The 10690-nt window shown below is 60.1% G+C and carries 11 protein-coding genes; 7 read left to right on the top strand and 4 right to left on the bottom strand.

The window, feature by feature from the left end; translation table 11 throughout:
* Positions 1-1957, bottom strand: a 1957-nt coding sequence (locus tag D8U18_RS27970) for a DNA polymerase II (protein WP_131109212.1), incomplete at its 3' end; no start/stop codon positions are given.
* Positions 1958-2130: 173 nt separating this feature from the next.
* Between D8U18_RS27970 and D8U18_RS27965 the strand changes: the two genes are divergently transcribed.
* Positions 2131-2571, top strand: coding sequence for a CBS domain-containing protein (locus tag D8U18_RS27965; RefSeq protein WP_056854796.1), 441 nt, complete (start codon positions 2131-2133; stop codon positions 2569-2571).
* A gap of 132 nt (positions 2572-2703) precedes the next feature.
* Here the strand turns inward: D8U18_RS27965 and D8U18_RS27960 are convergent, their stop codons facing one another.
* Positions 2704-3327, bottom strand: coding sequence for a glutathione S-transferase (locus D8U18_RS27960; protein ID WP_131109210.1), 624 nt, complete (start codon positions 3325-3327; stop codon positions 2704-2706).
* 151 nt (positions 3328-3478) lie between these two features.
* Here D8U18_RS27960 and D8U18_RS27955 point away from each other — a divergent pair, with 151 nt between their 5' ends.
* From D8U18_RS27955 to D8U18_RS27940, 4 genes are all read left to right on the top strand, one after another.
* Positions 3479-4000: a DUF3455 domain-containing protein gene (locus D8U18_RS27955; protein WP_131109208.1), complete on the top strand. Its 522-nt coding sequence runs from the start codon at positions 3479-3481 to the stop codon at positions 3998-4000.
* Positions 4001-4107: 107 nt separating this feature from the next.
* On the top strand, positions 4108-4635 hold the full coding sequence (locus tag D8U18_RS27950; protein WP_130904224.1) for a sigma-70 family RNA polymerase sigma factor: 528 nt from the start codon (positions 4108-4110) through the stop codon (positions 4633-4635).
* Positions 4632-5354, top strand: coding sequence for an anti-sigma factor (locus D8U18_RS27945; RefSeq protein ID WP_131109206.1), 723 nt, complete (start codon positions 4632-4634; stop codon positions 5352-5354). The genes D8U18_RS27950 and D8U18_RS27945 overlap by 4 nt, the downstream gene beginning before the upstream one ends.
* Positions 5355-5499: 145 nt before the next feature.
* Positions 5500-5829 (top strand): hypothetical protein, encoded by a 330-nt coding sequence (locus D8U18_RS27940; protein WP_131109204.1) that lies wholly within the window; start codon positions 5500-5502, stop codon positions 5827-5829.
* 80 nt (positions 5830-5909) lie between these two features.
* On the opposite strand, the gene D8U18_RS27935 is transcribed toward D8U18_RS27940, so the two are convergent.
* Entirely contained in the window at positions 5910-6998 is a 1089-nt protein-coding gene (locus tag D8U18_RS27935) for a DUF1615 domain-containing protein (RefSeq protein WP_131109202.1), read from the bottom strand.
* 199 nt (positions 6999-7197) lie between these two features.
* Here D8U18_RS27935 and D8U18_RS27930 point away from each other — a divergent pair, with 199 nt between their 5' ends.
* On the top strand, positions 7198-8724 hold the full coding sequence (locus D8U18_RS27930; protein ID WP_056854802.1) for an FAD-dependent oxidoreductase: 1527 nt from the start codon (positions 7198-7200) through the stop codon (positions 8722-8724).
* A gap of 58 nt (positions 8725-8782) precedes the next feature.
* Here D8U18_RS27930 and D8U18_RS27925 read toward each other — a convergent pair whose 3' ends face one another.
* Positions 8783-9493: a glutathione binding-like protein gene (locus D8U18_RS27925; RefSeq protein ID WP_130904219.1), complete on the bottom strand. Its 711-nt coding sequence runs from the start codon at positions 9491-9493 to the stop codon at positions 8783-8785.
* A gap of 369 nt (positions 9494-9862) precedes the next feature.
* Here D8U18_RS27925 and D8U18_RS27920 point away from each other — a divergent pair, with 369 nt between their 5' ends.
* Positions 9863-10537 carry a hypothetical protein gene (locus D8U18_RS27920; RefSeq protein ID WP_056854804.1) on the top strand — a complete coding sequence of 225 codons (675 nt, stop codon included), beginning with the start codon at positions 9863-9865 and terminating at the stop codon, positions 10535-10537.
* Positions 10538-10690 lie beyond the last annotated feature (153 nt).

The raw sequence follows: 10690 nt of genomic DNA, 5'->3' as shown, positions 1-10690 counted from the left end.
GAAACTGCCGGGCCAGCAGCGACCAGTCGGTGCGCACGGTTTCCAGGCCTTTGTAAACCATCTCGTCGTTGCCATCGGCCCGCGTGACCAGCCCCGCGTAACGCTTCTTGCTGCCCTCCTCCGCCCCGCGAATGGTCGGCATCAGGAAACGTTTGTAGTGAGTTTCAAACTGCAACTCCAACGCACTCTCCAGGCCATACTCCTGCCGCACGTGCTCACCCCACCACTGATTGACGTGATCGACCAGCGCGCGGCCGATCTGGGCGGCTTCCTGTTGACCGTGGGCACGGCGCAACCAGACGAAGGTCGAGTCGGTGTCGCCATAAATCACCGTATGCCCCTGATCTTCGATCAACTGACGGGTACGCAGCATGATTTCGTGGCCGCGCAAGGTGATGGAAGACGCCAGACGCGTGTCGAAAAAGCGACAACCGCTGGAACCAAGCACGCCGTAGAACGCGTTCATGATGATCTTCAGGGCTTGGGAGAGCGGCGCGTTGTGTTCGCGCTTGGCGGTTTCCCGGCCCTCGGCGACCCGCGCGACGATGGACGGCAGGCAGTGCCGGGTGCGGGAAAAACGCGCCCCGCGAAAGCCCGGCACAGAGTCGCTGTCGTCAGGATGCTTGAGCCCTTCAATCAACCCCACGGGATCAATGAGGAACGTGCGGATGATCGATGGATAAAGACTTTTGTAGTCGAACACCAGCACCGACTCGTACAGCCCCGGTTGCGAATCCATGACAAACCCGCCAGGGCTGGCCTGTGGTGGTTTAGCGCCGAGGTTCGGCGCAACAAAGCCTTGGCGGTGCATCAACGGCATGTAGAGGTGGGTGAACGCCGCCACCGAGCCGCCCATGCGATCCACCGGCAACCCCGTCACGCTGGCCCGTTCCAGCAGGAAGGTCAGTAATTGGGTCTTGGCGAAAATCCGCGTGACCAGTTCGCAGTCCTTGAGGTTGTACTTGGCCAGTGCCGGTTTGTCCTCGGCGAACATGCGGTTGATTTCGTCCATGCGCTGGTAGGGGTTGTCGATGGCCTTGCCTTCACCCAACAGGGTTTGCGCGACGTTTTCCAGGCTGAACGAGGGGAAGCTCCAGGTCGCCGAACGCAGGGCTTCGATGCCGTCGATGATCAGTCGCCCGGCAGCGGATGCGAAGTAATGATTGCCGTTGCCGTGTTCGCGCCATTGCATTTCCTCGCCGCCACGCCCCAGCTTCAGCGGCACGGCCAGGCGCCGGGCGTGCTGGTGAAGCACCCGAAGGTCGAACTGCACCACGTTCCAGCCGATGATTGCATCGGGGTCATGTCGGGCGAACCACTCGTTGAGCTTCTTCAGCAGCAGGGTGCGCGATTCGCAGTACTCAAGCTGGAAATCCACTTCACTGTCATCGCCATTGGGCGGCCCCAACATGTACACCTGACGCTCGCCGCAGCCTTCCAGGGCGATGGAGTACAAGTCGCCCTGAGCCGTGGTTTCGATGTCCAGCGACACCAGTTTCAAGTGTGGTCGATAGTTGGGATCGGGCTTCATCTGCGCATCGCGCAGCAGGTCATCAGCGCCCGGCGTACCGCCAAAACGCACCGGCGCGGTGATGAACCGTTCCATCATGTAGCGTTCCGGCGGGCGCACGTCGGCTTCGTACACTTCAACGCCCATTCGCCGCAGCGCGGTTTCCAGGCGCATCAACTGCGCGTGCTGGCGGCAATACAAGCCGAGCACCGGGCGGTGCTCGAAATCCAGCAAAGACAAAGGCTTGAGTTCGACGTTTTTTTCGTCGTGCAGCAGCGCTTCGGCCTGCTCGCGCTGACTGACCGGCAGGAATGCCACCGATGGCTGATAAGGCAGGCGGATGCGCCGGGGACCGCTATCGGTTGCCAGCCAGAACTCGACCTCCGTACCCGCCGGGGTATCGCGCCAATGCCGGGTCAGGACGAAGCCCTGGGGTAAATCGGCCACTGCAAACCTCGAAATGGATTCAGGGTGTCAATTCTACGCGTCGATTCAGCGGCCGGTTGCTGTAAAAAACCGCCAAATGACGTTTTTTGAGCGTTATCTGCCGCTTTCGCCCTTGCTCTCAGGGCCGGTGTCTACGATTCTTCAAGGACAACGACAACACCCGGGAAACCGCCATGAAAACCGTCGCGCAACTGCTCAAGTTGAAAGATCAGAAAAACCAGGAAGTGCACCAGATCAAACCCGATCACATGGTGCTGGAAGCGCTGATGAAGATGGCCGAGAAAAATGTCGGCGCCTTGCTGGTGGTGGAGAACGATGAAGTGCTGGGCATCATCAGCGAACGGGATTACGCGCGCAAACTGGTGCTGCATGGCCGTTCTTCGGTGGGTACGCCGGTGCGCGACATCATGGTGTCGCCGGTGATCACCGTGGACACTCACCAAACCGTCGATACCTGCCTGGGCATCATGTCCGACAAACGCCTGCGTCACTTGCCGGTGGTGGAAAACGGCCGGCTGATCGGCTTGCTGTCGATCGGCGACCTGGTCAAGGAAGCCATCGCTGAACAGGCTGAATTGATTCGGCAACTGGAGCAGTACATCCGCGGCGAATAAACCCAGGTCACCGCAGTCCCCACCTGTGGGCGCGAGCCTGCTCGCGATGAGGCCCTGGAAGACACGATCGAGGCCAAATACCCAGCCGCCATCGCCAGCAGGCCAGCTCCCACGGGTGGTCAGTGGTGCACTTCAGCCCGGCCAATGCCGGGCAAACACCGGCGCCAACGTCGGATGCCGGTCAATCCGCTCCAGCCAGGCAAAAAATCCTGGCCGGGCCTGGCGCAAATGCTCGCGGCTTCCTCCCCATCGCGTGATCACCGCCGCCAACACGTCAAGCGCGCCGGGCGGCTCTTCGCCCAGATACAACTCCCCCGAAAACTGATCGGCAAACACTTCCCAACTCCAGTGCAGTCTCGCTCGGGTACCCGCCATCAGGTTTTGTCGCGACGATTCATCGGCCTCGGCCAGCCAGCGTTCGGGGTAGTCGATGATGCCGATTGCCGCGTAACAATTGCTGACGATATACACCAGCCCGCGAATGGCCTGATCACGGTCGGCTGGGTGATCGGGCAACAGCTTTGCCGCTGGAAACGTCAGTGCGAGATGGATCAGGATCGCCGCACTCTCGGTCAGGATGCTGCCGTCGGGCAGTTGCAGTGTCGGAATCTGCTTGAGCGGGTTGAGTTTTTCCAATGCCAGCGCGGCCTCCGGGGAGGACTCGACGTCGATGAAGCGGTAAGGAATCTCACACAGCTCCAGCGCGGCCTCGACCGCCGCCGCGCCCGAATTCTGATGACCGTAGAGTTGATACATACACACCTCCTTGGGATGTTCTCAAGCAGCTGACTCTTGTCGCGATGAAAAATTTCTTCGAGGCACTGCATCCAGAATGCCTTGCCAAGGGTAGTACCTGTAGCAGCCCCTGTTGCTGCCGAGTGCACTACCCACTTTCGGAGAGCTTTTGATGAACGCCAAACAACTGATTTGCCTTGTCGGTTTGTTCGCCACCGTTCCTGCGACCTACGCCCAGACCGGTCTGCCAGACAACATCAAGGTGCCCGACGGGCACAAGGTCGCCCTGGAAACCACCGGGGTCGGCGAAATCACCTACGAATGCCGGGACAAAGCCAATGCGGCCGGCCAGACCGAATGGACCTTCGTCGGCCCCAAAGCCGTGCTCAATGATCGCAGCGGCAAACAGATCGGGACTTATTTCGGACCGCCGGCCACATGGCAAGCCAACGACGGGTCGAAAATCACCGGCACACAACTCGCCGTGGCGCCGTCGAGCCCGGGGAACCTGCCTTACCAACTGGTCAAGGCCAACCCGGCCGAAGGCAAAGGCGCCATGAGCGGCGTCAGCTACATCCAGCGAGTGGCCCTCAAAGGCGGTGTCGCGCCCAGTACCGAGTGCACGACGGCCAACAAGGGCAAGCAGGAAGTGGTGCAGTATCAGGCGGATTACATTTTCTGGGCGGCCAGTTGAGGCCCGGAAGCTGACTTAGTCGCCTGCGGGGACAAACTTGCGGCTACAGGAATGCCGTTTGTTTGCTAGATTGCATTCGACATCTCAACCACCACCGGCCGAGAACAGTGTCCTTGCCCGAAACCGTCTTCGACTATGAACACCACCTGGCGGCCTGCGCTCGCGGCGAGCGTCAGGCCCTGCGCGATTTGTATGTGCAGGAGAGCCCGCGGTTGTTGGGGGTAGCCAAGCGGCTGGTACGGGATTCGGCCCTGGCCGAGGACATCGTCCACGATGCATTCTTGAAGATCTGGACCGGCGCCGGGGGTTTTGACCCGGCGCGGGGTTCGGCCCGAGGCTGGATGTTCAGCGTGACCCGGCATCTGGCACTCAACTACCTGCGTGATCACAATCGCGAGCTTCAAGGCAATGTCGACGTTCTGGACAGCACGGACACCTTTGATGTCCAGATGCATTCGGCACGCATCCACCGGTGCCTGGAACAACTGGAACCGCTGCGGCGCGACTGCATTGTGCATGCCTATGTCGACGGATATTCCCACGCGCAAATTTCACACAAGCTCGGCACCCCGCTGGGCACAGTCAAAGCGTGGATCAAGCGGAGCCTGACGGCGTTGCGGGAGTGCCTGGGATGATCAGCAAACCGACCGACGAAACCCCGCAAGCGCTCGATGAACTGGCCAGTGAGTATGTGCTGGGAACACTTTCCGCCGAGCAACGAGCCGAGGTTCAGCAACGCCTGCACAGCGATATCGGGCTGCGCAACGCCGTCGATAACTGGGAGAGCCGTTTGCTGGGCCTGACCGAACTGGCCGAGCCGCACACCCCATCGACGCAACTGTGGCAGCGCATCGAACGCAGCGTGGAGGCCCTTGATCGCCCGCCATCGACATCCCGCGTGCTCCCGTCGGCCAGCTGGTGGAATCGCCTGCCACTCTGGCGAGGGCTGGCCGGTGCCGGGTTGGCCGCGAGTTTGTTGCTGGGCGCTATGTTGCTGACGCAAACCACGGTCAAACCGACGTATCTGGTGGTGTTGGTCGCTCCGCAAGACAAGGCGCCGGGCTGGGTGATTCAGGCCAGCAACCCCCGGGAAATCCAGCTGATCCCGTTGGGTGTTGTGGAAGTGCCGGCAGACAAGGCACTGGAGTTCTGGACCAAGGCCGAAGGCTGGCAAGGTCCGGTGTCTCTCGGTTTGGTAAAACCGGGGCAAACGCTTTCGGTGCCGTTGGACAAACTGCCGCCGCTGGAACCGAACCAACTGTTCGAACTGACTCTGGAAAACCCCAATGGCTCGCCAATCGGCAAGCCGACCGGGCCGATTCAATTTATCGGCCGCGCGGTGAAAGTCCTCTGAGCGATATCATCAATCCCACGACAGGAATGGCGCTCGTGAGATCAATCCTGTCGATGTTCACCATCACGTCAATGAAGTTCTCTTAAAAAATCCGCGGCGTAACATTGGCTCCATACCAACCAACAACACCCCGGAGCACACGATCATGAAACGCCAAACCATCCTCAGCATCGCTTTCTCGGTTTTCGCAGTTAACGCATTTGCCGCGACTTCTGTTCAACCCGTCGTCGCTGAAGGCGGCTCGGATCGTCTGATCGAAAGCCGTGTGGCTGAAGGTGGCGCTGATCGCCTGCTGGAAAAACGCAATGCTGTAGCGGCTGATGGTTCGGATCGTTTGAAAGGTAATGAAGTCGCCGCCGATGGCTCCGACCGCCTGCAAGGCAACACCGTCGCCGCTGACGGTTCCGACCGCCTGAAAGGCAACACCGTCGCCGCCGATGGTTCGGATCGTTTGCAAGGCAACTCCGTTGCATGACTGAACTGCTTCACCGCAGTACCCGACAAAAAGCCCGGCCTGATCAGCCGGGCTTTTTCGTGCCTGGGATTTTTTGATTCTCAGTTACGCGCCATGCATCGCTGATAGCGCTCATCAACCCGCTTGGCAAACCACGCTGTAGTGAGTTTTCGGGTGATTTTCGGGCTCTGCAGGACGATTCCCGGCAATACCGCGCGCGGCAGTGGTCGCCCCTCAGCCTGTTCGGCCAAGGCAAAGACCCGTTGATAGAGCTTGCTGTTCTCGAATTCGAGGCTGTTGCCCTGCTCCAATTGATCCCTGATCGTCGGATTGCGCATGTCCAACTGCTTGCCGAGGGTACGCACCGCCAGTTCCGTGCTGCCGGGCATGATCGAACCGTAGCGCACCAGGTCGCCATCCAGCGCCAGCGGAATGCCGGACGCACGACTGACGGCGTTCTGGAACGCGGCATTGCGGCTGGCGTACCAACCGGCATTGAAGTCGGCAAAACGGTACAACGGCTGTTTGTAGCTCACCGGGTAACCCAGCAAATGGGCGATGCCGAAATACATGCCGCCCCGGCGGGTAAAGACTTCACGACGAATCGAGCCGTCTACCGGGTAGGGATACCCCTTGGCCTGTTGCTCGGCGAAATCGATGCTGACCTGCATTGGCCCACCGGTGTGTACCGGGTTGAAGCCTGCGAACAGGGTCTTACCCATGGGCACCATGCCAATGAAATCATCGAAAATCGCACTCAGTTCTTTTTCACTGCGCGCCGCATTCAGGCGATCGTTGTAGGTTTTGCCATTGGGCGAACTCACCCGCAGGGCTCCGCTGACCAGCAGGTTGGGAATGTGCGCCTTGGTGGCACGACGATCGATTTCCTCGCGGGCAATCTTGCCCAGCCCCGGGACCGACGGGTCGACCTGAAAAGTCGATTCCTGCTCGGTCACCGCCAGCACGGCACACAGGTTTTGCGTGGTCGGTGGAATGTTCTGCGCAGCGAACGCGGCGTAGATATCCGTGGCCCAGCCCTGGCGGTCGACCGTCTTGGCCGGCAGCAACCGCACGATCTGCGCCTTGACCTCGGCAGGTTTGCGCACCGGTGGCTCCTGGGTCCGTTGACTGCTGCAACCGGCCAGCACCAGCAACGCGGCGACGCTCGTGATCAATCGTTGGGCTTGCATGTTGCTCCAGGAAGTCCGTTGAACCGGGTTAACCATACGACCAATGGCATGGCGCAGGCTATGACCTTGGCAGGCCACGGCTGTTCCTCGAAATCTGACGAATGCTGGCGGAGCGAGCAGGCCGGCTCCCATGGAAAATCCCTGCCCAGCGACAGCCTGTGGACCATACTTCACATCACATGGCGAGGAGGACTGGTTCATGCACCGTAGCGACGTGTTGATCATCGGCGCCGGCCCGACCGGACTGGTTCTGGCCTTATGGCTGAGCAAGCTGGGAATTCGCGTGCGGATCATCGACAAGGCCTCGGCCCCCGGCACCACGTCGCGGGCGCTGGCGGTTCAGGCGCGGACACTGGAGTTGTATCGCCAGCTCGACCTCGCCGATGCCATCGTGCAACACGGCCATCGCGTGGCTGCCGCCAATTTCTGGGTCAAGGGCGAGCCTGTGGCACGTCTGCCGCTGAGCCGTGTTGGTGAAGGGCTGACGCCCTACGCCTTTCTCGAAATCTACCCGCAGGATGAACACGAGCGGCTGCTGATCGAGCGGCTCGAAACCTTCGGCGTCACTGTCGAGCGCAACACCGAGCTACTGGGTTTCGAAGAATCCGGTGACGGCATTACGGCCACCTTGCGCCTGGCCGACGGTCAACGGGAAACCTGTCAGGCCTGCTACCTGGCGGGCTGCGACGGCGCTCGCTCGATCGTGCGCAAAAACCTCGACACCGGCTTTCCCGGTGACACCTATCAGCAGATTTTCTACGTGGCCGACGTGCAGGCCAGCGGGCCGACGTTCAACGGCGAATTGCACGTGGATCTGGATGAAGCGGATTTCCTCGCCGTGTTCCCGTTGGCCGCGCAAGGCCGTGCGCGATTGATCGGCACCGTGCGTGACGAGCGTGCCGAGCAGGCCGAAACCCTGCAATTCGAAGACGTCAGCAGCCGGGCTATCGAGCACATGCAGGTCAAGGTCGAACAATTGAACTGGTTCTCGACCTACCGCGTCCATCACCGGGTGGCGGACCACTTTCGCACCGGCCGGGCTTTTTTACTGGGCGACGCCGCCCATGTGCACAGTCCCGCCGGCGGCCAGGGCATGAACACCGGCATCGGCGATGCGATCAACCTCGCCTGGAAACTCGCAGCGGTGCTGAGCGGCGGTGCCGAAGCCAGGCTGCTCGACACCTATGAAACCGAACGCATCGCTTTCGCCCGCAAACTGGTGGCGACCACCGACCGGGTGTTCACCTTCGTCACTGCCGAAGGACGCGTGGCCGATCTGTTGCGCACTCGCCTGGCGCCATTGCTGCTTCCCAAAATGGCCTCGTTCGAAACCTCCCGCGAGTTCCTGTTCCGCACGGTGTCGCAGATCACTTTGAACTATCGGGGGATGCCCCTGAGCCAGGGCGTTGCCGGCCACGTGCACGGCGGCGATCGCTTGCCCTGGGCGCACGACGGTGAAGGTGACAATTTCGAATCGCTGAAATGCCTGACCTGGCAGGTGCATGTGTACGGCGACACCAGCGATGAGATGATCGCCTGGTGCCACGAGCACCATGTGCCGTTGCAGGTGTTCGATTGGCGACCGGCGTTTGAAGAAGCGGGACTGGCACGCAACGGCTTTTACCTGCTAAGGCCCGATACCTACGTGGCGATTGCCCAGACGTGCTCCGATCCGAAGGTGATCGAGCGCTATTTCGATCATCACGGGATTCGGCCGTTTTTTTGAGTGTCCTGAAAACACGTCCCCTGTGGGCGCGGGCTTGCCCGCTCCCACAGGTTCCCGGTCAGTTGGCGATAGGTTTCGGGATTTCCAGACCGCGCTTCACCGCCGGCCGTGCGAGGAATTTTTCCAGCACGCGGGTGACGTTCGGGAAATTCTCGATGCCGACCAGATCGCCCGCTTCATAGAAGCCGATCAGGTTGCGGATCCATGGAAACGTGGCGATATCGGCGATGGTATAGCGTTCGCCCATGATCCACTCCCGGCCTTGCAGGTGCTTATCCAGGACACTGAGCAGGCGTCTGCTTTCTTCGACATAGCGGTCACGCGGACGCTTGTCTTCGTAGTCTTTGCCGGCGAACTTGTTGAAAAAGCCGAGCTGGCCAAACATCGGTCCGATGCCGCCCATCTGGAACATCAACCACTGAATGGTTTCGTAGCGTGCAGCCCCTTCCTGCGCCAGCAATTGCCCACTCTTGTCGGCCAGGTAAATCAGGATCGCCCCGGATTCGAACAACGGCAGCGGCTGGCCACCGGGACCGTGGGGGTCGAGGATGGCCGGAATCTTGTTGTTGGGGTTCAGCGACAGGAACTCGGGGGACATCTGGTCGTTGCTATCGAAGCCGACGCGATGCGGTTCATACGGCAGGCCGATCTCTTCAAGCATGATCGACACCTTGACGCCGTTGGGGGTCGGCAAGGAGTACAGCTGAATCCACTCCGGATACTGGGCCGGCCATTTTTGAGTGATGGGGAATGCAGACAAATCGGTCATGGGTTGGATCCACGAGAAAATTGAGAACACCGATGATAATGGACATCTCGCGAATTGAGACCGCCGGCGCCATCGATAACGCTGATGGTCAAGATCAATAAGGATCACAGCGTGAATGCGTGCATGGCGGTGTAGGGTGGCCATAAATCCGCAACATCATGTCGATAACCTTCGCTGCAACCCGTTCATGGTTACCGGTACATTGCTGCGCTCTCGGGCCGGAATCGAACCAAATGGGCTTCAGAGGACTCTGAGCACTGCCCCTTTTGAAACGGACCGGCTTCACGACATGGAAAACACCCGACGCAGGAAAGCCGCGGTGTAAAGGTTTGTCAGCCTTAACCAATATGCTGAAGAACTCTTTTTTCCATGACGAATTTTCTGAAACTCGCTAATCGCTTCAAACATCGCGCCTACATTTTCCTGCCCGCCCTGCTGGCGGCCAGCGCGTTGTTCATGTTGCTGGAGTCGAGCGAAAGCCGCGCCCAGCCGGCGGACGGCACACAGACGCTGGTGTTCCTGCGCCACGCGGAAAAACCCGCGGGCGGCCTCGGCCAGCTCAATTGCCAGGGACTGAACCGTGCGATCGACCTGGCCACGTTGCTGCCGGAAAAATTCGGCAAGGCCGACTACGTGTTTGCCGCCAACCCGACGCGCAATGTCGAGGAAGGCGAGCTGGACAACTCTTACAGTTACATTCGCCCTTTGATGACCATCAGCCCCAGCGCGATCAAGCTCGGCTTGCCGGTCAATATCAAATACTCGGCCAACGACACCAGCGACCTGGCCGATGAACTGCTGCACGACAAGTATCACAACTCGGTCATATACACGGCGTGGTCCCACGGCTACCTGCCGGAGTTGATCAACAAGGTCGCCGGGGAAGCCGTCGGCAAGAAGCAGAAGATCACCGAGGATTGGGAATCCAGCGACTTCGACTCGTTGTATGTGTTGACGCTGACCTGGCACAACGGCAAGGCCAGCCTGCAAAGCCATACCTACAAGCAGGGTCTGGATAATGGGCAGGAGACCTGTCCGACCTGAGTTGTGCGGTGTCTGTTCGGGTTTCATCGCTGGCAAGCCAGCTCCCACAGGGGGCTGCAGTGACCACAAATGTTGTGAGCAACCAATAACACTGTGGGAGGGTCTGGATAATGGGCAGGAGACCTGTCCGACCTGAGTTGTGCGGTGTCTGTT

Source organism: Pseudomonas sp. Sample_10 (genome assembly GCF_004321495.1).
Taxonomy (GTDB): Bacteria; Pseudomonadota; Gammaproteobacteria; order Pseudomonadales; family Pseudomonadaceae; genus Aquipseudomonas.
This window is presented reverse-complemented; position numbering and strand designations above follow the sequence as displayed.

Coding starts and splice junctions, on each gene's coding strand:
- D8U18_RS27965 (WP_056854796.1), top strand. CDS start 2,131: ATGAAAACCGTCGCGCAACTGCTCAAGTTGAAAGATCAGAAAAACCAG.
- D8U18_RS27960 (WP_131109210.1), bottom strand. CDS start 3,327: ATGTATCAACTCTACGGTCATCAGAATTCGGGCGCGGCGGCGGTCGAG.
- D8U18_RS27955 (WP_131109208.1), top strand. CDS start 3,479: ATGAACGCCAAACAACTGATTTGCCTTGTCGGTTTGTTCGCCACCGTT.
- D8U18_RS27945 (WP_131109206.1), top strand. CDS start 4,632: ATGATCAGCAAACCGACCGACGAAACCCCGCAAGCGCTCGATGAACTG.
- D8U18_RS27940 (WP_131109204.1), top strand. CDS start 5,500: ATGAAACGCCAAACCATCCTCAGCATCGCTTTCTCGGTTTTCGCAGTT.
- D8U18_RS27935 (WP_131109202.1), bottom strand. CDS start 6,998: ATGCAAGCCCAACGATTGATCACGAGCGTCGCCGCGTTGCTGGTGCTG.
- D8U18_RS27930 (WP_056854802.1), top strand. CDS start 7,198: ATGCACCGTAGCGACGTGTTGATCATCGGCGCCGGCCCGACCGGACTG.
- D8U18_RS27925 (WP_130904219.1), bottom strand. CDS start 9,493: ATGACCGATTTGTCTGCATTCCCCATCACTCAAAAATGGCCGGCCCAG.
- D8U18_RS27920 (WP_056854804.1), top strand. CDS start 9,863: ATGACGAATTTTCTGAAACTCGCTAATCGCTTCAAACATCGCGCCTAC.